The 25,366-nt window shown below is 39.1% G+C and carries 24 protein-coding genes and 1 other RNA gene; 16 read left to right on the forward strand and 9 right to left on the reverse strand.

The genetic code is table 11. The features are described from left to right. Positions 1-1,569: a single-stranded-DNA-specific exonuclease RecJ gene (gene recJ / locus V3I05_RS07045; protein WP_343353111.1), complete on the forward strand. Its 1,569-nt coding sequence runs from the start codon at positions 1-3 to the stop codon at positions 1,567-1,569. A 99-nt stretch (positions 1,570-1,668) separates the two neighbouring features. Here recJ and rnpB read toward each other — a convergent pair. Continuing rightward, positions 1,669-2,010: RNase P RNA component class A (gene rnpB / locus V3I05_RS07050), an RNA gene on the reverse strand. A 71-nt stretch (positions 2,011-2,081) separates the two neighbouring features. Between rnpB and V3I05_RS07055 the strand changes: the two genes are divergently transcribed. Continuing rightward, positions 2,082-2,546: a MarR family winged helix-turn-helix transcriptional regulator gene (locus tag V3I05_RS07055; protein WP_295701787.1), complete on the forward strand. Its 465-nt coding sequence runs from the start codon at positions 2,082-2,084 to the stop codon at positions 2,544-2,546. A 373-nt stretch (positions 2,547-2,919) separates the two neighbouring features. Then, positions 2,920-3,150: a hypothetical protein gene (locus V3I05_RS10670; RefSeq protein ID WP_369699023.1), complete on the forward strand. Its 231-nt coding sequence runs from the start codon at positions 2,920-2,922 to the stop codon at positions 3,148-3,150. 78 nt (positions 3,151-3,228) lie between these two features. Here the strand turns inward: V3I05_RS10670 and V3I05_RS07065 are convergent, their stop codons facing one another. The 6 genes from V3I05_RS07065 to lysA all read right to left on the reverse strand — a co-directional run bounded on the left by V3I05_RS07065 (position 3,229) and on the right by lysA (position 10,024). Beyond that, positions 3,229-5,010 (reverse strand): phosphoethanolamine transferase, encoded by a 1,782-nt coding sequence (locus tag V3I05_RS07065; RefSeq protein WP_425531735.1) that lies wholly within the window; start codon positions 5,008-5,010, stop codon positions 3,229-3,231. A 334-nt stretch (positions 5,011-5,344) separates the two neighbouring features. Further along, entirely contained in the window at positions 5,345-5,818 is a 474-nt protein-coding gene (locus V3I05_RS07070) for a hypothetical protein (protein ID WP_343353114.1), read from the reverse strand. A gap of 96 nt (positions 5,819-5,914) precedes the next feature. Next, complete coding sequence (locus tag V3I05_RS07075; protein WP_295701782.1) at positions 5,915-6,733, reverse strand: glycoside hydrolase family 25 protein; 819 nt, start codon at positions 6,731-6,733, stop codon at positions 5,915-5,917. Continuing rightward, positions 6,730-7,623, reverse strand: a complete 894-nt coding sequence (locus V3I05_RS07080) for a DUF2156 domain-containing protein (protein ID WP_295701780.1) — start codon at positions 7,621-7,623, stop codon at positions 6,730-6,732. Before V3I05_RS07080 ends, V3I05_RS07075 begins: the two co-directional genes overlap by 4 nt. A 42-nt stretch (positions 7,624-7,665) precedes the next feature. Then, a complete protein-coding gene (locus V3I05_RS07085; protein WP_295701778.1) occupies positions 7,666-8,757 on the reverse strand; it encodes a bifunctional chorismate mutase/prephenate dehydratase in 1,092 nt (363 codons plus the stop codon). Next, entirely contained in the window at positions 8,741-10,024 is a 1,284-nt protein-coding gene (lysA, locus tag V3I05_RS07090) for a diaminopimelate decarboxylase (RefSeq protein WP_343353117.1), read from the reverse strand. The genes V3I05_RS07085 and lysA overlap by 17 nt, the downstream gene beginning before the upstream one ends. A 152-nt stretch (positions 10,025-10,176) precedes the next feature. Here lysA and V3I05_RS07095 point away from each other — a divergent pair, with 152 nt between their 5' ends. From V3I05_RS07095 to V3I05_RS07145, 11 genes are all read left to right on the forward strand, one after another. Then, positions 10,177-10,587 carry a hypothetical protein gene (locus V3I05_RS07095; RefSeq protein WP_300448684.1) on the forward strand — a complete coding sequence of 137 codons (411 nt, stop codon included), beginning with the start codon at positions 10,177-10,179 and terminating at the stop codon, positions 10,585-10,587. Between the two features lie 282 nt (positions 10,588-10,869). After that, positions 10,870-13,347: a leucine--tRNA ligase gene (gene leuS, locus V3I05_RS07100; protein WP_300451537.1), complete on the forward strand. Its 2,478-nt coding sequence runs from the start codon at positions 10,870-10,872 to the stop codon at positions 13,345-13,347. Next, positions 13,347-13,862 (forward strand): LPS assembly lipoprotein LptE, encoded by a 516-nt coding sequence (lptE, locus tag V3I05_RS07105; protein ID WP_300448678.1) that lies wholly within the window; start codon positions 13,347-13,349, stop codon positions 13,860-13,862. Before leuS ends, lptE begins: the two co-directional genes overlap by 1 nt. Beyond that, positions 13,846-14,913 (forward strand): hypothetical protein, encoded by a 1,068-nt coding sequence (locus V3I05_RS07110; protein WP_295701768.1) that lies wholly within the window; start codon positions 13,846-13,848, stop codon positions 14,911-14,913. Before lptE ends, V3I05_RS07110 begins: the two co-directional genes overlap by 17 nt. An 8-nt stretch (positions 14,914-14,921) precedes the next feature. Further along, positions 14,922-16,115 (forward strand): bifunctional folylpolyglutamate synthase/dihydrofolate synthase, encoded by a 1,194-nt coding sequence (locus V3I05_RS07115; RefSeq protein WP_300448673.1) that lies wholly within the window; start codon positions 14,922-14,924, stop codon positions 16,113-16,115. Further along, a complete protein-coding gene (locus V3I05_RS07120; protein ID WP_343353121.1) occupies positions 16,115-16,990 on the forward strand; it encodes a M23 family metallopeptidase in 876 nt (291 codons plus the stop codon). Before V3I05_RS07115 ends, V3I05_RS07120 begins: the two co-directional genes overlap by 1 nt. Before the next feature lie 9 nt (positions 16,991-16,999). Continuing rightward, positions 17,000-17,899, forward strand: a complete 900-nt coding sequence (locus tag V3I05_RS07125; RefSeq protein ID WP_300448667.1) for a M23 family metallopeptidase — start codon at positions 17,000-17,002, stop codon at positions 17,897-17,899. Beyond that, positions 17,857-18,273 (forward strand): bactofilin family protein, encoded by a 417-nt coding sequence (locus tag V3I05_RS07130; RefSeq protein ID WP_300448664.1) that lies wholly within the window; start codon positions 17,857-17,859, stop codon positions 18,271-18,273. Before V3I05_RS07125 ends, V3I05_RS07130 begins: the two co-directional genes overlap by 43 nt. A 14-nt stretch (positions 18,274-18,287) precedes the next feature. Then, the gene (gene mfd / locus V3I05_RS07135; protein WP_300448661.1) at positions 18,288-21,287 is read left to right on the forward strand and encodes a transcription-repair coupling factor; all 3,000 of its coding nucleotides are present in this window, start codon (positions 18,288-18,290) and stop codon (positions 21,285-21,287) included. Between the two features lie 10 nt (positions 21,288-21,297). Beyond that, the gene (locus V3I05_RS07140) at positions 21,298-21,546 is read left to right on the forward strand and encodes a hypothetical protein (RefSeq protein ID WP_295701759.1); all 249 of its coding nucleotides are present in this window, start codon (positions 21,298-21,300) and stop codon (positions 21,544-21,546) included. 29 nt (positions 21,547-21,575) lie between these two features. After that, positions 21,576-22,208: an MraY family glycosyltransferase gene (locus tag V3I05_RS07145; RefSeq protein WP_343353125.1), complete on the forward strand. Its 633-nt coding sequence runs from the start codon at positions 21,576-21,578 to the stop codon at positions 22,206-22,208. On the opposite strand, the gene V3I05_RS07150 is transcribed toward V3I05_RS07145, so the two are convergent. Both V3I05_RS07150 and V3I05_RS07155 read right to left on the reverse strand, forming a co-directional pair. Beyond that, entirely contained in the window at positions 22,187-22,789 is a 603-nt protein-coding gene (locus V3I05_RS07150) for a recombinase family protein (RefSeq protein WP_343353127.1), read from the reverse strand. The genes V3I05_RS07145 and V3I05_RS07150 overlap by 22 nt on opposite strands. Before the next feature lie 23 nt (positions 22,790-22,812). Continuing rightward, complete coding sequence (locus V3I05_RS07155; protein WP_343353129.1) at positions 22,813-23,832, reverse strand: MraY family glycosyltransferase; 1,020 nt, start codon at positions 23,830-23,832, stop codon at positions 22,813-22,815. Positions 23,833-23,998: 166 nt separating this feature from the next. Here V3I05_RS07155 and V3I05_RS07160 point away from each other — a divergent pair, with 166 nt between their 5' ends. Together V3I05_RS07160 and V3I05_RS07165 are read left to right on the forward strand one after the other, a co-directional pair. Next, the gene (locus tag V3I05_RS07160) at positions 23,999-24,904 is read left to right on the forward strand and encodes an AEC family transporter (protein WP_300449117.1); all 906 of its coding nucleotides are present in this window, start codon (positions 23,999-24,001) and stop codon (positions 24,902-24,904) included. Between the two features lie 130 nt (positions 24,905-25,034). Further along, positions 25,035-25,358: a TRL-like family protein gene (locus tag V3I05_RS07165; RefSeq protein ID WP_295702277.1), complete on the forward strand. Its 324-nt coding sequence runs from the start codon at positions 25,035-25,037 to the stop codon at positions 25,356-25,358. Positions 25,359-25,366 lie beyond the last annotated feature (8 nt).

Here is a 25,366-nt window from a genome sequence, read left to right on the forward strand (position 1 = left end):
ATGGCATATCCTTTTGTCGATAAGGCGCAGATTCTAGAAATGCTTTTAGCCCGTGATGTGCATAGGGGTATTACCTCATTGCAGCATTTGCCTAAGCCCGAATGTTTAGCTCACAATATGGAGGGAGCACGTATTGTGGCAGAATGTATCAAAAAGGGGCAGGAAGTGCTTGTAGTGGGGGATTATGACGCTGATGGAATATGCGCAAGTGCAGTTATGATACATTTTTTTAGGCTTTTAGGCTATGCCAATATGCGCCTTATTATCCCTCATCGCTTTGATGATGGCTATGGCGTGAGTGGGGCGCTTTTAGAAAAATATGCCAATAATGCCGCGGTTGTGGTAAGTGTAGATAATGGCATAACCGCGGTATGCGCGGCAAAATGGTGTAAGGAAGCGGGGATTCCACTTATTATTACAGACCATCATACGCCCACAGATGAGATTCCAAATGCTGATGTGATTATCGACCCTTATTTGCCTGAATGCACCTTTCCACAAAAGGCGATTTGTGGTGCGGTGGTAGCGTGGTATTTTTGTGCTGTTTTGAAGCAGGAGCTAGGGGCGAAAGTCGATATGAGCGCATTTTTAGAATATCTTGCTATTGCTAGCATTGGCGATATAATGCCACTTGTAGGGATAAATCGCCTCCTTGTGAAAAGAGGCATAGAGCGATTAGGACAGATCCAAACGCCTTTAGCGCAGCTTCTTAGACTAAAATATAGGCATATAAATGCCCAAACACTTGGCTTTTATTTTGTGCCACTTTTGAATGCTGCTGGGCGTATGGCGAGTGCAGATAAGGCATTGGCGCTTTTGGTATGCGAGAATCTTACCCAAGCAAATGCGATATATGATGAGCTTTTGGAGCTTAATCAAATGCGTAAGGCAACGCAAAGTAAGATTCTGCAATCCGCACATAAACATCTCATAGAAAGAGAGTATATTGTGGTAAGCTACGCTCAAGGGTGGCACGAAGGCGTGCTAGGGATAGTCGCTTCTGCTTTGGCTAATGAATATGGCAAGAGTGCTTTTGTCTTTAATGAAACTGAAGGTGTGCTAAAGGGTAGCGGACGCAGCTATGGTGGGGTAAATCTCATAGCAAGCATTACATCTTTGAGTGAGCATTTGCTAGGCTTTGGTGGGCATAGCGGGGCGGTGGGCTTAAGCCTAGAAGTGGGGAGGTTAGAGCATTTTATAGAATCTTTGCAGACACATTTAGTCATAGAGGAGGCAGGAGCAGATGAGGTGCTTGGGATTCTTGATAGTGGGGAGATTGATGAAGAGTTAATGCGTATCATAGAGCGATTTGAGCCTTTTGGTGCGGAGAATCCTACGCCGATATTTATATGCAATGGCTTAAGTATAGAAGCTATAAAGCCCCTTGGTAACGAGGGTAAACATTTTGAATATATCTTGTATGATAAAAATAATCAAACGCGACTCGTTGGGGTTGAATTTTTTGCCACTTGTAAGCGAGAAGTCGGGCAATGTGGCAATGTGCATTTCGAATTATTACGCGATGAGTTTAAAAATAGATTGAAGCTAAAGATAATAGATTTTGTATAATAAATTCTGCTATATACAGGTATTGAATCTGTGTAAAATGAGGGGGCTTGTCTCTAGCATAGCTTGAATAAAGTTAAGGCAAGGTGTCATAAGATGGCGGGGATAGGCATAGCGATAAGCCGAGTTCTGTCGTGGGTGGCTATTTATCTAGGATATGTTTTGCAACATACCTCAAGCGAAGAGTTCTTATCTAAGACTTTAACCATACTCTTCTTGCTACGGATTGGGTTTGCATAGACACTTTACATTGCTGTAAAGTCGGTAGGCTCTTACCCCACCTTTTCACCCTTGCTTCGCAGATTCTGTAAAGTTTCTAAAAGCGGTTGTTTTCTGTTGCACTTTCCCTTAGGTTACCCTAGCCATTGGTTAAATGGAATCCTGTCTTAAGTAGCTCGGACTTTCCTCTTTTGCGTGAGCAAAAGCAACCACCTGCTATGCCTAAGGTGCAAATTATAGCAAATTTTGTTATAATCTTATTTATCTTTCATTTGAGGCTAAGGAGGAGATAGGGCTTGCAGCGAGAGAGAAAAAAATTTATTGGACATTATATTGGGGGGGCAAGCCGCGCCCTCCAAGCACTTTTTACAAACGAACTCAAAGCACAGAATCTCAGCTTTGAGCAAGGCATTATACTTCTTGTTATCTCTGAAACACCACAGATTCATATTAGCCATATTGCTAAAGAGTTAAAAAAAAATAAAGCTACCATTTCCCGCGAAATAAATTCACTCATTGCCAAAGGGCTTATCTCTGCAGAAGTGCCAAAGGACGATAAACGTTTGAAACTTTTTAGTCTTACACCTAGTGGAAAAGATGCGCTTAATCTCATTGAAGATGGGATAAATAAAATTGAGAATCTCTTTAGTGCTCAATTTTCTCAACAAGAGCTGGATATATGTCTTGATGTGCTTTCCCGTATGCGTCTTTTCATTATGGAATATATGAATCTCAACCTTGAAAATACACTTGATGAATAAAACAACGTCTTGGTTATAAGGCAACCCTTTAGGTGTTAGCAGAGACTCTGCCTTTCTAAAAGCTTCGCTTTGCTAACAAGACCTTTTACAAGTGTGCATTGGCACTTCGTGCAAATGCAGCACAAAGCGTAATAGCAGAGATATAATAAATATAAAATTTTTATTCCATAAAAAATAAACAGCAAAAAATTGCCTTATAGCACTTCATTTACTCTTTTTTGAGTTGAATAACCTCGTCTTTATATTGTATAGATTAATGAAGAGATTGTGCAGTGATGAAAAGCAGATAAGTCCTACAAGGATAGTTAGTGAAAAAATCAAGGAGAATATGTGAAAAAAAGTGCTATTTTTTATCGCTTTAGGCATTTCTTATATGTTTGGGAATATCAATGATTTTAAAGTCGCCACTTGGAATCTGCAAGGTTCATCGGCAAATACAGAAAGCAAATGGAGTGTGAGTGTGCGGCGCTTGTTAGACCCTGATGTGCCTATTGAGAGACGTTTTGGAATCCTGCCCTGCTCACTTGATTTTGATTTTTTCATCGATACAACCAAATTTTTTCTTCACTCCCTCACTTATAAGAGCTGCTCCATTAGGGGGTAAGACAAGTAGTATTGCTAGGGCATATTGCCCTAGTTGCTTGAATCCTGTTTAGTCCTCTCTCTTGCACAAATTCCTTATTTATCGATATTCACCTTTTTCACCAACTAATATCACTTTAATTTGTGGATCAAAGTAAGCTTCTGTCTGCATATTTTGCTGTGGGCTTTGCCCCTCATTCCACGTAAGAAGGGGCATATCTATCCACTCTATCCCGTCAAAATACCCTAAATGTGCGTCTTTAATAAAGTGATATAAATAATAAGGAAAGCTTAGCGCATAGACATTGCCACTTTTAATAATAGCTTTCAAATGCTCTATAACCTCCTCTTTTTGTGTCTTTAGTTCCTCTTGTTTATAATAAGGCACATAATAACTAGTAAAAAATCCTGCCTTTTTAAATATGCCTAAATCTTCATAATTGCCACTCTCTACGATGAAAGTAGAATGAGGGATAGCATAGGTTTTGCAAAGGGATTCTAAAACTTTAAGGGCGGAAGCAGCATTTGTGGATTGGAGATTCTTAAAATCAAGCCATATACGATAGGGAAAGTCGCTTATGCCCTCCACCCACCCGTTACTTTTTATAGAATCTTGCATAAGTTTTAGCATATCCTCAAGCTTAAGTCCTATACTTGATTCTAATCCATCGTGTCCTACATCAAAATGTGGCACAGGGGCAAGCAAAAAATGCACATCGATTTCAAAGCCCTTATATTTATCTTTAAAATCTATAAGCTTTTGTGTCTCATCGACACGATGTAACCATAGCTTTGAGGGAAAGAGTGCATTTTGCAATAAGCCTTCATCTCTCATATCTCTATCATAATCTTTCCCGGCAAAGATTCGCGCCCGTTTGTCATTAAAGAGTGGGTTAAAAAGGCTACGTGTAGGGTTATACCCTGTGTAGTTAATGTTTAGCACATCTAAAAATGCGTGGATAAAATCATCACTCATAAAGGGCAAATCTTTTGCTTTTTCAATCTTTTGGGCGATATGAGGATAAGATTCTCTAAAGCTATCGCTCATATATACCATAAAAGGCACTTCTATCATAAATCGTGAGCCGATATTTTCGCTATGCCCGACAAAATCCCTAAAATCATATACTTCATCGCCGTGATCGCTGATATAAAAAATCAGTGCATCCTCATCTTTAAAGGATTCTATAATCGCATTTACCACATAGTCATTATATAAAATCGCATTGATATAATGGGCTTTAATTTGTAATTGTCTGGGATTAAGGATTGTACTTGATGTGTGCGGATAGGGCGTGAGGGTGTGCAGGTTATATTGTTTTAGTGTATCTATATTAAAGGTTTCAAAACTCTTAGGGTAGCGACCATCATAACCTAGATGTGTCCCCATAAGATGGAAAAGATAGAAGTTTTTGCTAGGCTGTGGGGATTGTGCCTCTGTGTTAGGGGATAGAATCTGCTCATTTTGACGCACTTGCTGCAAAAGTGATAGCAGAATTTCATCATAGGCTTTTCCTGCACTATATGAATCGCTTATCGTGCTAAATCGCGTTATGTCCGCGCGAGTAGAGATGACTTCAGGAGCGTTACCATAAATAGAGACAACCTCTTGATTGCTTAGCCAATGTATAGTATAACCAGCAAGTTTAAGAATATCTATGAGATTTTGCTGCTTATACCAAGGTGTTTGTGCATTTTCATAATTATGAAAGGTAAGGAGCTTTTCTAACACAAGATTGGTGTGAGAATGGGGCGCGATAACATTATTAAACGCGACAAGATTCCCATTTTCTTTGAGGATATCAAGGCGGGGTGGAGTAGGGAGAGGATAGCCATAGAGACCCATATAGTTTCTTTGGGTAGATTCGTCGATAATAAGCACGATTGTGGGGATAGGAGATGATGAGGCGGTAATGGTAGATGGGGCATTTCAACATAGTGTGTGTAAGATTTAAGTAGTTCTTTGTATTGGGCTATGTGGGGTCGGCTCACTATGGTATGCTCAACGCATTCTTTCCACCGCATAAAGGCATTTTTATCGATGGCATAGTATGTAAAATTTGCTGTATAAGCAAGTCTCTCGGTTACTAGGTAGTATTTTATACCTGCTCCAAAGCAGCATAATATACACAATAGGGTAGCAAAAAGCTGCGAATAATGTTTGCTTAAGAAGCGGCGATAAGGGGCAAGAAATGGGAAAATTTGCAAAAATTTTGTCAAATGGATATTAAACGTAGCAGTTTAGAATAAGGCAACAGGAATAGAATACTAAAAAGACAAAAGGCGAGGATAATGTCTATATTTCCTGCGCCATAAAATGCGGTAAATTCTTTTATTTCAAGGGTATTGCTAGAGAAAAAAATATCAAGGAATATCGCATTAAGAGGTGTTTGAAAGGTAGTGATAAGAAGTGTATCAACAAGACCCATTACAAACATAATGGCTACAAATAACCAAATAAGATATGATGAGTGAGGAATAAAGGCGAGGAGGTAAAACAAAGGATAGAGAAAGACAAAATTAACAATAAGATTTTTTAGGCAAATGTTTAGAATTGCCCCTAGGTTTTCATACTGCCCCCCCCCCGTTAAGTGCCACATATATAACGTGTAAAGAAGTGCATTCACACAGAGAATATAGAAAAATTTTCTATGGCATATAGAGCCAAATGTAGGCAAATACTGAGACATACAAACTCCTTATATGTATGGAATGGAAGTGCAGATTCTATATTATAAAAACCAATATAAGTGTGTGGTTTCTCTAGCAAAAGGTAAAGCAAGATTTTAGTGTTTATTTCGTATTTTATGCTGCGTGAGCCATTTTTTAAATGCCTTCTCATCGCCATTAAATACATTTAAATCGATATATCTTTCCCCACCGCTATACCCCTTAAGCACACCTTTGGGATTGTATTGCCAAAAGCTCCAATGGGCTTTATCAAAATACAAATTAAAGATTCTCGCCATAAAAGAATGCGGCGCAAAAAACACAGAGCGAATCCACAGCGGATATTTCTCATAACGTCCGCGCAAATACATATCATAAAAGCTCGGCGTAGTGTAAATAATGGGTTTTGCGCCATAGTGAGATTCTAAAATCTCTAAAAGTATATCAAGCTCTTTATAGACAGATTTTGCGGGTGGGGGATTACTCGCTTTTGTGCCATAAAACTCCATATCCACCACTGGAGGGAGAATCTTAGCAGATTCCAAAAGCGGCACTTGCGCGATGAAATTTGCCGCTTGAGTGCTGCCAAGTGAATCAAAACTAAAGAAATGATATGCCCCTACATAAAGCCCTGCCTTTTGTGCGGCGTCAAAATTATAGGCAAAGTGCTTATCTACCCAGTTACTACCCTCTGTGGCTTTGATAAATGCAAAATGCAGATTTTGCGCGGCGAGTGTCTCCCACTCAATGCGCCCTTGATGAGCTGATACATCTACACCCTTGATGGGATAAGCCCTATCACTTGGCATATTAAACCACACAAGTCCATTGTGTTGTAAAACAAAAAATACACTCCCTAGCACTATAAGTATACCTACATCAATAGCCAATCGCCCTACCTTGGGTAAAAAACGCAAAAAGGGCTTATACTTCACACTTTTAGCCTCGCATAATATTTTTCAAGCAAAAAGGCAGGTTGATAGGAGAGTTTTGCCTTGCGTAAGCCCTCTATGCCTAAGTCCTCCTCTCTATTGGCATATTGGGAAGTAGCAAAGGCATTTTTAAGTAATGCTTGGTTAATCGCCTGATACGCGCCATTAAAAGCGATATTTGCCTTTTCAATATGTATTAACGCACAATCTCTATCAAGCATTTCTCCAAAGCTAAAAGCGGCTATCTCGCCATCAATACGCAAAAGTCCACCTTGCAAATCTAGCTCATCAAAATGTCTTAATGCGTCATTAATGGCAAGATTCTCAAAATATAAGCCTTTGTCATCTTTGCTCATATTGGCATACCAAAGGTTATTGATTGCAATGACTTCATCAATGTTTGCGCGTGTGAGAGACTCAAATTGTGTCTGTGGGTATTGCAAATAAAAGCGATTGAGATGATTTTTTTTCTTATGAAACTTGCGTCCGGCTAATTCTATAAGCTCTTGAGTATGATAGATATAATCAAATCTATCACGTTTTGCCTCTATGTCAAAGCGCTGTGGAAAATCATATTCTAGCTCCTCGCACTCACTCTTTTGCAAGGAGCGGATTTCTAGGAGTAAGCCTAAAGATTTATAATGAGCTATCAAAGCCTCTATAATAGGCTTTTTGCTCCCCTGACCTAACGGGTAAAAGATAAAGGGATTTTCATTAGGATAGCGCGTTTGTATCACGCATTGCCCCTGCAATATCGCATAGCTAATCTCACGCGCGTGTCGCCACATAAACATATTAGTAAAGTTACTATCCGCAATCCACCGCCCTTTCACACTTACAAGAGATTGCAATATTGCTTTGTCTTGTAATTCTAGCACTTTAAAATCTATCATTGAAAACCTTTGTCTCTTAATTCTCTTTTTGAATTTGCTCTCTTATGTTCGCATATCGGTAAAAATATAGCTCCCTAGCCACTTGATTTCCTCTCCTCTTTTGGCTAAAAGTCGCTGCAAGGGCGCATCTTTATAATGCCCCTCACAATCGATAAAAAATCCCATTCTAAAGTCATTCCTCTCACGCACAGGACGAGAATCTATGCGTGTGAGATTAATACCCTCTTTTTCAAAATCTCCCAACAAGCGAAATAAATCGCCCACTTGGTCTTTGTCTTTAAGATTCACAAAAAGAGAGGTTTTATCCCTGCCTGTAGGGGGAAGCTCAAAATCACTGATGATTACAAAACGTGTTTTATTATTGATAGAATCTTCGATATGTTCAAACATTACAGGGAGATCATATATTTTGCCCGCGATTTTTGAGCCAATGGCAGCACTTTGAGGTGTATTTGCGGCGAGTTGCACGGCACGTGCGGTAGAATCTGTGGGTATTTGCTCAATATGCGCTAGATTGTGTGCATTGAGGAAGCTACGACACTGCCCAAAGGCTATATCCTTAGAAAAAATGGTCTTAATTTCGCCTAGATGTTCGCAATTACTCAAAAAACTATGATGTATAGGCAAAATCATATCGGCAATAATTTTAAAATCAAATCGCGCTAACAAATCAATGCTTTCGCCCACCATACCATTAGCATTGTTTTCAAGCGGCACGACTCCGTATTTCACGCGTTTAGTGCATAAGGCTTCAAAAACGGCACTGATAGTATTAAGCGGTATGTATTCGCTCATCGCGCCAAATCGCTCTTCAGCGGCTTGATGTGTAAAGCTACCAATGGGTCCTAAAAAGGCGACTTTTTGGGGCAATTCTAAATTGCGTGAGAGGGCAAAAATCTCTTGATAAATTGCTTCAATCGCGCGTAAATCCATATATCTACTGCCTTTTTGATTAAGCCTTTGGATAATCTGCCTTTCACGTTCTGGGCGGTAAATCGCACTACCATATTTATGCTTATGCGCTCCTACTTGCGCTACAAGAGCCATACGTGATTCTAGGGCGTTAAAGATTATATCATCAATCTCATCAATTTGCTTACGTAGCTGCCCTAATACCTCATCTTGTGGTGTCATTCTCTATCCCCTTTTTGCTATGAATAGATTTTGCTGTATCGTTTTTATATTCTTGCAATAGCTTTTCTTCATCTTTGAGCATAGATTCTATATTTTCTCTATGCTTGATAAGTCGCACATTTTCACCCATAAATGCTACTTCAGCCGGGCGCGGACGAGTGTTGTAGTTGCTCGCCATACTATATCCATACGCCCCTGCATCACGTATCATTAGCACATCTCCTGTGCTAAGTGGGGGCAGGGCAATGTTTTTAGCCAAAAAATCGCTACTTTCACAAATGGGTCCCACAATATCGCATAACTTCGCGCTATCATTTTGTCCTTGTTTGCTTTGTGAGAGGCATTTTATCGTATGTGTAGCGTGGTAGAGTGCGGGACGTATGAGGTCATTCATCGCTGCATCGACAATTACAAATCGCTTTGTGCCATTGTGCTTCTCATAAAGCACACTTGTGAGTAGCACACCGCTATTGCCCACAAGGAAACGTCCGGGCTCACAAATAATTGTCAAATCAAGCCCATATAATGCTCCTAAAATCGCCTGTGTATAGTCATAAGGATTAATAAGTGTTTCATTAGTATATTGTATGCCAATGCCTCCACCTACATCAAAAAACTTCAAATCAATTTTAAGTGCTAGGAGACTATGGGCGAGTTCTGCGATTTTTTGCGCTGCTTGTTTGATGGGCTCTAGCTCTGTAAGTTGGGAGCCGATATGAAAGTGAATCCCCACAGGCTCAAGAAATGGGGAATTTTTCGCAAAAATATACATTGATTTAGCTTGTTCTATATCTACGCCAAACTTGTTTTCGTGCAAACCTGTGGAGATGTAGGGGTGCGTTTTAGCATCGATATTAGGATTGACCCGCACAGAGATCCGCGCGATTGTATTAATGCTTTTTGCTAAAGATTCTATACGCGTTAATTCCTCCTCACTCTCTACATTGATAAATAAAATATCCGCTTGCAAGGCTTGTAGAATCTCATCATCACGTTTCCCCACACCGCTAAAAATAATCTTATACTTAGGAATCCCCGCTTTTAACGCCCTCTTTACCTCACCAATAGACACACAATCCGCTCCACTGCCAAGCGTGGCTAAATGGTGGATAATAGAGAGATTTGAATTTGCTTTTAATGCGTAGCAGATAAGTGATTTGCGTGCCTTGAAAGCGTCTTTTATTGCATTAAATGCGTGAGTGATAGCCCCTAAATCATACACATAAAGTGGTGTTTGATAGGTTTTTGCAAGATCAAGATAATCCATACTTTCTCCTTAGTGCTTTCCCCAAGTTAGGCAATATTTTTTTACTTTTTATTCTCTTAAAGTGCTTTTAGATATGAAGAATTTTAGCCACAATAGCATAATATTATGTTAAAATTGATAATTGCTTTATTGAAATTATTGCAAGGATTGTTATGGATTTGTCCCCCAATAGTCTTTTTATGCTTATAAGCATATTTTGTGTGGCTGTATTGGCGCTAGTTGTAGCCCTATGGTTTTTTGGACCAGCCCCTAAAAAGCCTGAGCCTTCGATAGAAGTAGAAATGCAAACAAACATAGAAGATATTATGAAGGTTTTAGACAATCCTAAAAGCGATTTGATTCAACTTCGTAAAGCAGCAGAAAGCTTCTTTACATACTATAACGATCTTCAATTGAGCGACTATCGTAAAAAAGCCTTTTTGTTTGCAGTAACTGTGCATAGAAATACCTCGACAGAACTTATCATTAATGCCGAAGAGCGTCTCAAAGAGCTTAATCCTGATTTAACAAGAGATCTTAACAAGACGCTTCATCGCGCTCTTGATGCACGTGGAATAGCTTGATTTATTGATTTATAAAGTTTATATGGCTACTATTTCTATTATCGTGCTATATAAATAAGCCCCTTAAAAAGGAAGTAGAAGCAAATCCCCCCCCTTTTTTTTTCTTGCTAAAAACTATTTAAAGAATCTTAAACTTCAAATAAAACAATTCACAAGTAGAAAACAAGGAGCAGAAAAATCCGTGATTTTGATATTATAGACTGTTCTTAATAATGATATAGCCTTATTGATTTAAGCTTTTGGCTTATAATTGCCTTTTTATTTTGCAAAAGCGAGTGAGATATGGCACAGGAGTATAACCCAAAAGAGATAGAATCTAAGTGGCAGCGCTATTGGCAGGAGCATAGGAGCTTTGAGCCTCTAGCGTTAGATTCTCAAAAAAAGAAAAAGTATATCTTAAGTATGTTTCCCTATCCTAGTGGGAATATCCATATGGGGCACGTGCGGAATTATTGTATCAGTGATGCACTCGCTAGAAATTATCGTCAAAGTGGTTATAATGTCCTGCATCCTATGGGTTGGGACGCCTTTGGTATGCCTGCAGAAAATGCAGCCATCAAGCATAAAAGCCACCCTAAGGCTTGGACGTATAGTAATATAGACACGATGAGGAGGGAGCTTAGCTCACTTGGGCTTAGTTTTTCACAAGAGCGAGAGTTTGCTACAAGTGATAGCATTTATACACGTTTTGAGCAGGAATTTTTCATCAAAATGTGGGAAAAGGGGCTTATCTATCGCAAAGAGGCGTATTTAAATTACTGTCCTAATGATAAGACGATTCTAGCAAATGAGCAAGTCATTGATGGGAAATGTTGGCGCTGCGATACGCCTGTGGTGCAAAAGCAGATGTTTCAATACTATATTAAGATTACATCTTATGCCGAAGAGCTATTGAGCGATTTAGACATATTAGAGGGGCATTGGCCTCCGCAAGTGCTAAGTATGCAAAGAAATTGGATAGGCAAGTCTAAAGGGCTGCATTTTGACTTTGTTTTGAGCGCAGATTCTATACAAAAAACGGGCATAGAGACGCTTTCGGTTTTTACTACACGTGCGGATACGATTTTTGGAGCTACATATTGTGCCTTAGCGCCAGAACACCCTATCATAGAGGCTCTATTAGCGCAAAATCATCTCGCGCCACATTTAATAGAATCTATTCAAAACATAAGAAACACAAATGCGCGGGATAGGGCGCAAAAGGATAAAATCGGCTTTGATTTGGGAGTGCGCGTTATCCACCCGCTGACAAATGAGGAAATTCCCGTATGGGTAGCAAACTTCGTGCTTATGGAGTATGGCACGGGAGCGATTATGAGTGTGCCAATGCACGATGAGCGGGACTTTGAGTTTGCTAAGACTTATAATCTCCCCATTAAATGCGTGATTGTAAAAGATAAAAATGCTAAGATTTCCACAGAGAATATACAGGCAGTAGCGGATATTGAAGAGGGCTATTTGGTCAATAGTGGGGAGTTTGATGGCTTAAGTAGCGCAGAGGCAAAAGAAGCCATTATCGCGCTTTTTGAAAAAAGGGGTATAGGCAAGGGCGTGATAATGTATCGTTTGCGTGATTGGGGCGTTTCGCGGCAGCGATATTGGGGTGCGCCTATCCCTATGGTGCATTGTGAATCCTGTGGCATTGTGCCTGAAAAATATGCCAATCTCCCCATTACTTTGCCTGAAGATGTGGTGATAGATGGCGAGGGCAATCCGCTCGATAAGCATAAAAGCTGGAAGTATTGCCATTGCCCACAATGTGGCAAGGAAGCCATACGTGAAAGCGATACGATGGATACCTTCGTGCAATCAAGTTGGTATTTCTTGCGTTACACTACGCCCTCATCTATGTGGCAGGAAAAGCCCTTTGATAAGGCACATTTGGCATATTGGCTCAATGTCGATGAATACATCGGCGGGATAGAACACGCTATTTTGCATTTGCTCTATGCGCGATTTTTCACTAAGGTATTACGTGATTTAGGCTATGTGGAGATTAATGAGCCATTTGCAAACCTGCTTACACAAGGTATGGTGCTAAAAAATGGTGCAAAAATGAGTAAGAGCAAGGGAAATGTCGTTAATCCCAATGATATTATCGCGCGTTATGGGGCGGATAGTGCGCGGCTTTTTGTGTTATTTGCCGCACCGCCTGTGCGTGAGCTAGAATGGAATGATAGCGCACTAGAGGGGTCATATAGATTCTTAAAACGGCTGTGGGATAGGGCAGCTCATATAGAATCTTGTGAAGAAAAGCCCTCTATTAATCATCAATCCTTAAGCAAAGCCGAGCAATATGCACGACAAAAAGTCTATGAAGCCTTGCAAAAAAGCCACGATATTTTTAGCAAAAAACAAGCAGGTTATCCTTTTAATACGCTTATTGCAGCGGCTATGGAAGCTTTTAATGCCTTAAGTGAGCAAGATAATACACAAGTGTGGAGCGAGGGATATTATATTTTGCTACATATTTTAGAGCCTATTGTGCCACATATCTGCTGGGAACTGAGCGAGAAATACTTTAAGCTAAGCAATTTTAAATATATTGTAGTTGATGAAGCTGCTTTGATAAAAGAACAAATAACCTATGCCATAACCATTAATGGCAAAAAACGTGCAGAAATGGAAGTGCCACTCAATCTAACAAATGAGGAGCTTATCTCTCAAGCCAAGCAAAATGTGGAAAAATGGTTGCAAGAAACGCAGATTCTTAAAGAAATCATCGTGCCCAAAAAGCTTGTCAATTTTGTGGTGAAATGATGAGATTTGTCGTATTGGTGGTGGCTTTATGGTTTTTTGTGGGCTGTGGCTATCAGCCTGTGGCACATTATGCACAAAATATTTTTAAAGATGGCGTGTATGTGGATATTATAGTCAATTCCTCTGTGCCAGAATCTAGTCCGGGGATTAAAGATGCGGTAAATAATGCAGTAATTAAGCGGTTTGGAAGCAAACTTAAGACTAGACAGGAAGCAAAGAGTTTCTTAAAAATTGATGTGCAAAACCTTACTCAAACACCTATTGCCTATAATCAGCAAGGATTTGTGAGTTATTATCGCACTAATATTGTGCTTGGCATTCATTTTGAAAATACTGATGGATCAAATTTTGATGTAACAAATAGCGGATATTATGATTATAGTGCAGATTTTACCTCAACGATTGTGCTTGATCAATATCGTTTAGATTCTATTGCAAATGCGGCTAATGTAGCCTTAGATAAATTTATCTCCCAAGTAGCATATTATGGGGAGTTTTATGATGAAAATCGATGATATTTCCCGCAAAGCTTTACAAAAGTTAGAATCATCTAAGAAACCTCCCACACCTTTAGCTTATTTCGAGACTTTTTATGAGATTGCTAAGCGTGAGGGTGGAGAGCAGATAGAGGAGCTCAATTGGCAGAAGTATTGGCTCAACAAATTTGACTTTGATAAAAATGCACAAGAGCAACTTAAGGCCGCACGTAATCCTAATGAATTTATCGATATGCTCGCATCGATACTAAAAGAAACCAAAGAAACATATTCTATAGAGCATACACATCAGCTCAAAACACTTATCCGCAAGCTACTTGGAATTATTGCTGATGTATTCTCCATTGGAGCAAAAAATCGCTTTGATTTTCTCTTCCGTTCAAATGGGCTTAATTACATTAACAGCACAAAAAGACTTATAGAGGGTTGGACACAATTTCGAGAATCTAAGGTGCATATTGATGTGCTTAAAAAGATAATAGGAATAGTTGTATTCACACTCCGCAAGCCCAATTCACAAGGGACTATAAGCAAGGAAGCATTGGAGCTTTCCTCTATGCTAATGATGCATCCTCAAGCATTGATTGAACTACGTATCCTTGAAAGGATAGAAAAGATACTAGGGATTAAAAAAATAGCTCAAAATACCCCTATTGTAACAGAAGAGCAAATACATAATAGCTGCTTAGCTCTGTTAAAGGTCAATAATGTATCCTTTTTGAGCCAAGGAGTAAACATTGATACCAAGCAAGCATTAAGTAAAGCTATGGAGATTCTAAAGAAAAAATGCCTTCTTGCCATTCAAAATGCTTCATTAGCCGGATATTACAATAGTGGTTTTGTGCTGATATGTAAGGATATGGACACCCAAAATGTGCTTAAAGAAATTGAGCCTATCATACAACAGCTAGAGAAGCAGAAATTTTCATATCAAGGAGTGTTGTTTGCTCTTGAGTTAGAATTAAATATGTTTAACGGAAGTGAATTTGACACTTTAGAGGAGTTAAACCAAAAACTTCTCTCTTTGCTTGATGATACGCTATCACCCTCTTTTGTAGCAAAGTCATAGGGGTAAAAATGCCAACACTTGATGAAGTGCTTATAAGCAAAGGTGGGGAATATGCACCCTTTGACACTACGCGAGTGCATAGAATCTATAAGCAAATCGCGCCATTATGCGGATTGGATGAATATTTGGGCAAAAGCTGTAAGATCATACATATTATGGGGACAAATGGCAAGGGCAGCACGGGGCGATTTATTGCTATGGGCTTAGCACAAAATGGCAAGAGGGCGCTGCATTTTAGCTCCCCGCACATTTTCGGCTTTAATGAGCGTTTTTATCTTGCTACACCAGATTCTCAAAACGATATAAGCTTCTCAGCCCTTGAAGCAGCACATCAGCACCTTTGGAGCATAGAATCTGTGCGTGAGGCAAGCTATTTTGAATATGCTACATTTTTGGCATTGTTTTTGGCAAAGGATTATGAATATCTTGTGCTAGAGGCAGGAGTGGGCGGAGAGTATGATTCTACCTCTGTGATAGGTGCAAATACGAGTGTTTATACACTTATTGGGCTAGACCACCAAGAAATGTTGGGTAATAGCATAGAAGAAATTGCATTAACAAAGCTTAGGGCAATGAGTGGGCGGGTAATAGTAGCAAAGCAACAATATGAAATAGTAGAGCAGCTTGCCTTGCAAATGGCTCAACAAAAAGCATTGCAATGTGATGTGTGGCAAATGGATTATAAAAGGCATTTAGACGATGATTTAAAGGGATTTGAAAAATATATTAAAACCTATTCTCTCCCCGCATTTTTATGTGATAATCTGCACACAGCCATACGCACTCTTGCATTTTTTGGAATGAAATTTGATTTCAGCACATTGAAGCCCTTAAGCCTTCGTGGGCGATGTGAAGCTCTAACGCCCCATATTACGCTTGATGTAGGGCATAATATCGATGGAGCAAGGGTCATACGCGAATATTTTAGGGAAAAAAGAGTGAATCTTGTGTATAATAGCTATCTTCAAAAAGATATTGAAGCCATTTTGCGCACGCTTTTGCCAATTATTAAGGAAGTTTTAATATTATCGGTGGAACATTCTAGGATATGCCCCAAAGAGAGCTTAATTAAGACTTTGGAAGCACTAGCGATTCAATATGAGGACTTTGATGTGGGGCAGATGAAAGAAAATGAGGATTATCTCGTTTTTGGCTCCTTTAGTGTCGTAGAGACATTTTTACAACTATACAAAGGGACATAATGCAAGATAAATTGATGATATCTATTATTGATGATAATGGTTCAAGGCAGTTTAGCGTTCATCATCTAGTGCAGAAAATAGCGCTTATTGCTGGGGTTGGCACTTTAGCAATTGTTGTTTTATATTTCATTGCGGCACGCTTTTTAATGAGTGAACTTGAAGTCATTTTGGCAAACAATATACAAGTGCGTGAGAACTTTCAAAGCATTTATGAAAAAAATAGTGAGCTAGAGCGGAATATTGATTACAAAACCAATGAATTCCTTAAGATCAGCAGTAAAATCAATGAACTTGAAAATATTGTAAATGTGCATCAACGTAATCACGAAACCTATCATCACCAAGATATTGATTTAGATTCTCTTACTCCTCTACAAAAAGATATGATTTTGAAGATTATTCCAAATGGCAATCCTGTAGATGATTTTGCCTCTAAAAATTTTCCTAGCAAGAGTGCTTCTATCTATACACTTGTTCAAGGCACACCTGTATATGCTACGGCAAATGGCATTATTGATTCTGTGCGGGTAGCAGGAGGAGAAAATCATCTTGTGCAAATTCAGCATTCTTATGGCTTTACCTCAAGCTATGGGCATTTAGGCAAGGTAGTGGTACAAAAGGGCGATTTTGTAACTAAAGGACAGGTGATAGGATATAGTGGTGCAAATGCAAGTTTGTATTATGATTTACATTTTATTGATTCTGCTCTTCCCGTGGCAAATTACACTGATTGGAATAATGAGAATTTTACCCAAGTGATTGATGTAAATAATGCCATTGATTGGAAGAGTTTAGTGTGGGCGCTTGATGATATTATTCAGCTAAAAAATTATCGTGTGAGCTACCAAGGCGAAGACCACTTAAGAGCTTATTAACCAATCATAATGAGTTTGAATAAATCCCGCTTAGTGCTTATGATTACCGATCAAAATGGATCGCGTTATTTTAATGTAAGCGCTATTTTTAAGCAAATTAGTCTTTATGTGGTTGTATTTATTTTAACACTAATGGTTTTTGGAGTGGTTTCCATTAAAACTTTTAGCGCAGAGATTAATAAAATGTCTGTATTGAATGAGACAATTATTAAACGTTATGAAAGAATGCTTGCCAAAAACGAAGCGCTTAATATTCAAATCGAGCAGAGAATCGAGGAAATGACACAAGTAGATAATCGTGTAGAGGATTTAGAAAGTATCATTGGCGTATCTATGCAGCCATTAGAAGAAGGAGAGAGCAATTTAGAACATCGTATTGATGCGGCTTCACTCACAGGCACACAAAAGGCTTTTGTGATGAAATTTGTCCCTAATGGCTATCCTATGGCAGGATATAATCGCATTTCCGCACCTTATGGGTATAGGACGCACCCCTTATTTTTCACACGTCATTTGCATACAGGTGTAGATTTTGCGACACCTATTGGCACACCTGTATATGCTACGGCTGATGGTGTTGTAACTTCAGCAAATTTTTCAACAGGTGGTTATGGTTATCTTGTTAAAATAGATCATTCACTCGGGTTTATGACATATTATGCCCATTTGAATAAAATAGTGGTGCAAAAAGGAATGTTTGTCAAACGTGGGCAGCTCATCGCTTATAGTGGCAATACAGGACAAAGCACTGGTCCTCATCTTCATTATGAAATACGATTTTTAGGGAAAGTCATTGATCCTAAAAACTTTATGGAATGGAAGATGAGCAATTTTGATTCAATTTTTGAAAAAGAAAGGAGTGTAGTATGGCAATCTTTGTTAGCGACAATAAACAACTTGATGGATTAGCCTCATCTGGAGGAGCAACTATCATCGCACAAGGCACAAAAATTAAAGGAGAGATTAATACAGATTGTCGATTGCATATCGATGGAGAATTTGAGGGAAATATTTATTCCAAAGACACGGTAATGGTGGGTAAAAGTGGCTTGGTGCGTGGCGATGTGCAAACAGCTTGTTTGATTGTAAGCGGACGCTTTATAGGGCAGGTAACCTCAAATGTGCTTGAGATTAAGCCTCAGGGACGAGTAGAGGGCGTAGTCGCAACGGCTGAATTTGTCATTGAGCGCAAAGGTATATTTATGGGGGAAAGCAAAACCAAAGACCTAAAGGCAAGTAAAGCTGATATTGCCTCACTTGAATTACCTAAAAAAGATAAATAATACGGGAGAGAAGTTTGATACAATCCCATCTGTACAGACTTCTCAAACAAGGGCATTTCACTTACGAGCTACTCCTTACTAATGATTCTAAACAAGCCCAAGATGCTTGTGAAGTCTTTAGCTTATTTGGCTCTCCCACGCCCTTTGTCTTGCCCGAGCTACCCATACATTTTGGCGATGATTTAAGCTCCTTTCGCGAGGAGTTTTTACACACGCTCAATGTATTACGGAAATTTTATGAGGCAAAATTCCCTAAGATTCTTATCTCCCCTATCGCAAGTGTGCTATATGCGCTTCCTAAGCAAGATATATTACAATCTTTTACGCTCACACGCTCCTCTCATTATGATTTTTCCGCGCTTAAAGAGCAGATTATTGAGTATGGATATGAATGTGTGGAGGTGGTGGAGCTAGAGGGGGAAGTGAGCTTTAGAGGAGATATTATTGATATTTTTATCCCTTATAGTGGCAATCCTAATCGCATTGCGTTTTTTGATGATGAGGTAGAGAGCATACGCACTTTTGACATACATACACAGATGAGTAATCCCAATGAATTGCAAGAGCTATGTATCCCTCCTGCGCTTTTTTCACTCAATCCACAAGAGAGTGAAAGTATCCAATCTCAAGTACAAAAGAGCAATTTTGAAGGATTCAGTAAAGATATAGCCTCGTTTGGATTCTGGTTTCTAGGAGAGGGAGCACATTTTCTGCCGTTACAATATTGCACGTTGCTTACACAAGAGGCTTTGAGTGAGGCAAGTGAGATCTATAGCCTTAATCCTATGGAGAAAGCCCTGCCTTTAAAAGATATAGAATCTTTGTGTGTGTGTGAAATATGCGAGGGATACAGCGATATAAACTTCGTGCCAAATAATCTTGTCTCAATGATAAGGACACATTCTAATCGCGCTATTACGCTCATAACGCATAATGATATTAAGCTTAAAGCCTATGATAAAAGTGATTTAGAGGGTGTTAAAATAAAGCATTCTAGCGCGGTTGTGAATCTTATCACACCTGATGAATTGCTCCTTTCGCTCAATACCTTTGCACCAAAGCTCAAGCATAAAAAGCCTACCTTAAAGCTCAATGAAATCGCACAGGGTGAATATGTCGTGCATAGTGAATATGGCATAGGGCTATTTATGGGGTTAAAATCTGCCCAAATTGCTGGGGTGGTGAGGGATTTTATTGAAATTGCTTATCAGGGTGAGGATAGACTTTTATTACCGGTTGAGAATCTTAATATGATTGATAGATATGTGGCAGATTCTGGGCAGATACCCCTCCTTGATAGGCTAGGGAAAGGCAGTTTTGCGAAACTCAAGCAAAAGGTGAGGGTAAAGCTTTTAGAAATTGCCAATGGTATTATTGAGCTTGCCGCTAAGCGCAACCTTTTACAAGGCATAAAGATTGAGGTGCAAAATCCTGCATTGCTTACATTTCAAAATGCCTGTGGATTCACTCTTACAAAAGATCAAGTGCGTAGCATTGAGGAGATTTATGCGGATTTATCTTCGGGCAAGGTAATGGATAGACTGCTAAGTGGCGATGTGGGCTTTGGCAAAACAGAAGTGGCGATGAATGCCATATATGCTACCTATTTGTCCGGTTATCAGTCCGCAATGATAGTGCCTACTACATTGCTTTGCTCACAGCATTATCACGCCCTTGTAGCGCGATTATCACCTTTTGGTGTGCGTGTGGGACGATGTGATAGATTCTTAAAAGGCAGTGAGAAAAAGCAGCTTTTTTGGGCACTTAAAAATAATGAAGTGCAAGTGGTGGTAGGCACTCACGCGCTTTTTGGGGCGGAGTTTGCAAAATTAGGGCTTATTGTGGTAGATGAGGAGCATAAGTTTGGCGTGAAGCAAAAAGAACGTATCAAGGAGATAAGCGCTAATACGCATCTTTTAAGTATGAGTGCTACGCCTATCCCGCGCACGCTTAATATGGCACTCTCACAAATCAAGTCCCTAAGTTCACTGCAGACTCCCCCGATGGACAGAATTCCGGTGCGGACATTTATTAAAGTTAGCAAAGATTCATTGCTTAAAGAAGTGATTTTGCGTGAGCTTAGGCGTGGTGGGCAGGTATTTTATATTCATAATAACATCGCAAGTATTCAAAAAAGGGCTAATGAATTACAAAGCCTCCTTCCACAGCTTAAAATCGCTATATTGCATTCACAAGTGGATAATGCCACAAGCGAGGCTATTATGTGTGATTTTGCAGCAAATAAATACAATCTTTTACTTTGCACGAGCATTGTAGAATCTGGCATTCATCTCCCTAATGCCAACACGATTATTGTGGCTGTGGCGGATAGATTTGGCATAGCGGATCTGCATCAGCTGCGAGGACGTGTAGGGCGGAGTAATAAAGAGGGGTTTTGCTACTTTTTGCTTCAAGATATGGATTCTATCACGCCTGAAGCAAAAAAGCGGCTTATGGCATTAGAGAAAAATTCATATCTAGGCAGCGGGGAAAATTTAGCCTATTATGATCTAGAGATACGAGGTGGTGGGAATCTTCTAGGAGAGGCGCAGAGCGGACATATTAAAAATATCGGCTATGGATTGTATTTACGTATGCTGGAGGAGTGCATTCATTATTTAAGCGGTAAGGGCGTGGCAGCACAAAGTCAATGTGATCTAAAGCTTAATATCAATGCCTATCTTAACCCTCAGCTTATCGCAAGCGATAAATTGCGCTTGGAGCTGTATCGGCGATTATCGCTTTGTGAGAATATAAGCGCGGTCAATGATATAGAATCTGAGATTTTTGATAGGTTTGGTGCGCTTGATAAGGAGAGTGAAGCCTTTTTGGAACTCATACGCATAAAAGTCTTAGCTAACGCTTGTGCTTTGAAGCAAATAATGCACTATGGGCAGAATATCACTTTTGTGTATGCGGATAATAGCAAGGAAAGCGTGGTATCGCCTAGCAAGGATTGGGACGATGTGATGGAGAGCATAATGGTATTTTTACGCAAGAAATTACAAAAGTAAGGAGAGGGCAATGAGATGTGGCTTTTGTGAGCGAATTAAGAAATTACGTAAGGTAGATGTTTTGATGATTTTATGTGTTTGTTTTTTTATGTATATTGCAAATTATTTTCAAATGAGAGAATATCGCGAACAAAAGGCGCAAGAGAAGCAAAAACTAGAGCAAAAGCAAGAAATTGATTTAAAAATCTATGAGGAATTGCAACGCAAGTGCTACTTCGGGCAGGATAAACAAGCCTGCCAATCACTCAAACAATTTTAAGTCATAAGATATTTTATATTGGCTGCTTTTTGCCCTATATAATCGGTCTATTATTTACCACATTTGCATTAGTGGGTGTAAGTAATGCTATAAATATTATTGATGGCTTTAATGGTTTAGCAAGTGGTGTGTGCTTATTGGTTTTATGTGCTATAGCGTATGTGGCTTATGATGTAGGAGATAGAGAAATATTATATTGCACATTAGCTCTTATAGGAGCAGTTGGAGGATTCTTTATATGTAACTTTCCTTTTGGATATATTTTTTTAGGTGATGGCGGAGCATATTTTTTAGGTTTTATCATAGGTATATTATTAGTCATTCTTACACAAAATAATGAATCTGTGAGTGCCTTTTTTGGCTTAAGTGTGATGATTTATCCTATATGGGAAGTCCTATTTTCGATATGGCGACGCAAGAAGCGTGGACTAAATGCTACTAGCCCTGATGATTTGCATTTGCATACATTGCTTTTTAAAAAGCTAAAAAGCAATGCTCTTACCTCAAGTGCTATTTTGTGTGTGCAGATTCTTATCATTGGCATAAGCATTGCCTTCTATTCTCGCACATATATACTTATAGCTTTTATTGTGGGGTTTACAGCCATTTATCTCATTGCGTATAAGGGATTGGAAAGAAACTATTGTGTATCAAGCCTGTGAAGAAAAGCACTTAATGTCTTGCGATTTACTTTGAATTTTTGAGCTATTTGCACCAGCGGGATTTGCTTTTGGCGCATATACAATATAGAATCTTTATGAGGATAAAGTTTTAAGGCAGAAAGAGGCGTGCTGCCCTGTGGTCGCCCAAGCTTTCTCCCCTCGTGCTTGATACGCAAGAGGGCTTCTTTGGTGCGTTGAGAGATAAGATGCCGCTCAATCTCCGCATTTAGCCCAAATGCAAAGGCTAAAACCTTAGAGTTAATATTATCCCCTAATTCGTAGTTTTCTTTAATAGAGTAAATCGTAATGCCTCGCTCCATACATTGATTAAGCACACCCATAATCTGCAAAATACTCCTGCCAAGACGGGAAATTTCACAGATAATAAGGCAATCTCCCCTCTTAGCTTTTTTGATGATTTTGCCAAGTTGACGATAGCTAGGACTAATCATACCGCTTATTGGTTCCGCACAGACAGAATCAATATGAATATGATGCTTTTCACACCATTTTTGAATTTCAAAATATTGATTTTCAATACTTTGCTTGTGAGTTGATACCCTCAAATATGCGTAGTTCATACAACATCTTTTTTTAAAGAGTATTAAAGCCCAAAGCGAGTTAATTTTGCATAAAAATAGGTATAGCATAGCGCAAATGCCGCACATAGCACAAGCAAAATAACTGTGTGATGATAGTAATAGACGCTTAGGGCAACAAAAGGGATATTCAATGCCAAAATCAAGCACGAAGCATAGGCATTAGAGCGAGTAACGCGCTTAAAAACAAGCATATGAAAATGCACTTTGTCAGGCTGTGTCGCGGACATTTTACGCTTGATACGTTTACGCCATATCGAAAATAGGACTTCCCATATAGGATAAATCATCACACTTAAGCCAAAAAAGGCACTCACAGATTCATTATTTTGTGTAAGAATGACTAATAATATACCTATGATAAAACCTAAAAAATATGCTCCGCCATCACCTAAAAAAATATATCCAAAAGGAAAGTTACATATAAAGAATCCTCCAACTGCTCCTATAAGAGCTAATGTGCAATATAATATTTCTCTATCTCCTACATCATAAGCCACATACGCTATAGCACATAAAACCAATAAGCACACACCACTTGCTAAACCATTAAAGCCATCAATAATATTTATAGCATTACTTACACCCACTAATGCAAATGTGGTAAATAATAGACCGATTATATAGGGCAGGGTAAAGCCTAGGGATAAATCTTTAAGATACAAATCAAGCATAGTACATACACCAAAAGCAGCCACACATTGCATTAAAAGTCGTATTTTTGGCGAGAGATTCCCACGAAAATCTTCTATAAGCCCACTCGCAAAAATCACACTAGCACCAAGTAGAATCATCATAATCTCAAAATGTGAGGAATAGCACAGAATTACCATAATGCAAAACGCACCAAAGATACTTATGCCACCTGCTCTAGGGGTAGATAGGGTATGAAAACGTTGAGGCTTACTAGAAGTGCCGCTATCAATAAAAATTCTGTATTTTTTACTCATACCAATAATCAACACGCACAACACAAGGCTGATAATAAAACATAGGCATACAATTTTTATTTCTATATGGGACACAGCTCTTCCTTAGGGTAATTTAAAGTAAAATTGCATTCTACACAAGCATTACTGAATCTTTACCCCAACAATACCTTAAAAACGATGGGTTGGTTTATTGATGATTTATAGAAACTACTTGTAAATGTGTTAGAATCCGCCTCATCTTTGATTCATTGGATTGTTTATGCTCCTTGCCATTTATAGTGTGTCTGTATTTATTTTTATCGGTTATATTGCCAAGCTTTTGCGCCTTGTGGGGAATAAGCAAAGTGGTATTTTGCTTGGTTTTTTGCTGAATTTCGCCCTCCCTGCACAAATTTTCAATGGCACTTATCACGCACATATTGATATCGCATTTTTATATGTATGCTTAATTAGCCTATTATGCTCTATTAGCGGTGGAGTGGCACTTTTTGGGATTGGTAAAATGCTAAAGCTTGAGCGTAATTCTATTCTTGCCATGAGCTTTATGGGTGCATTTGGAAATACGCTTTTTTTAGGACTGCCTATTGTCAATGGCGCACTTGGGGAATCCTATGCAAACAAAGTCATTATTTATGATCAAATCGTTACAGGCATTCCTATTGCCTTCCTTGCACCGCTTATATTAAGCCTTAATGGCAAAGGGATTTTTAGCGTTAGGGCGATTACTTTGCGTCTTTTTCAAAGTCCGCTCTTTCTGTCTTTGCTCTTTGGTTTGGCGTTAAAGTTTCTGCCTTTAGAGATTCCTGATGAACTCTTTATTCCCCTTAAAAGTCTTGCGCAAACGGCTACACCCGTAGCTCTCTTTGCCATTGGGGTGCAGATGAGTCTTAAAAGTGTTAAAGAGGAGTGGAGGCTCACCGCTCTGCTTCTGTTTGGGAAAATGATAATCGCGCCTCTTATGCTTTTTATCGTTGTGCTCGTTAGCTTTGGGGGATTCAATGATTTGTGGCGTATGGCGCTTATTGAGGTGGCTATGCCGCCTGTGGTGAGTGCAGGGGCTATAGTGATTAAAGCAGGGCTTAATGCAAAACTCGCAGTAAGTGCTATTGCGTTTGGAATCTTGCTTAGCTTTGTGAGTGTGCCTCTGTGGCTTCTTGTAACATAATAAAATGCGCCATAGTGCTTTTCAAAAATGCCTTGCATTTATTTTTTTTTTTTTTGTTAAAATAGACTTCCATACTAGAATAAGGAAATATTCCTCTATTTGTATGTAACTTTTTTCTAAGGAGTTCTTAATGAAGAAGCTTGTTTTAGCTTTAGGTATAGGCGGTGCAATGGCATTTTTTAGTGGTTGTGCAATTGGCAGCACAGCTGGACTTGCTTCAGGAGCATTATATTCTGATATGACTGGTCCTGTAGCAGCTACTTCTGCAGCTGGAAGTTCTAAAGAAGGTCGAGCTACTTGCTCAAATATTCTTGGTCTTATCTCTGTAGGTGATTGCTCTGTTGATGCAGCCAGCAGAAATGGCAATGTTTCCCAAATCAAAAGTGTAGATACAAAAATATGGAGTATTTTAGGTATTTACACTGCTTCAACAACTATTGTTAAAGGTAACTAAGACCTCAA

The organism is Helicobacter mastomyrinus (assembly GCF_039555295.1).
GTDB classification, from domain to species: domain Bacteria; phylum Campylobacterota; class Campylobacteria; order Campylobacterales; family Helicobacteraceae; genus Helicobacter_C; species Helicobacter_C mastomyrinus.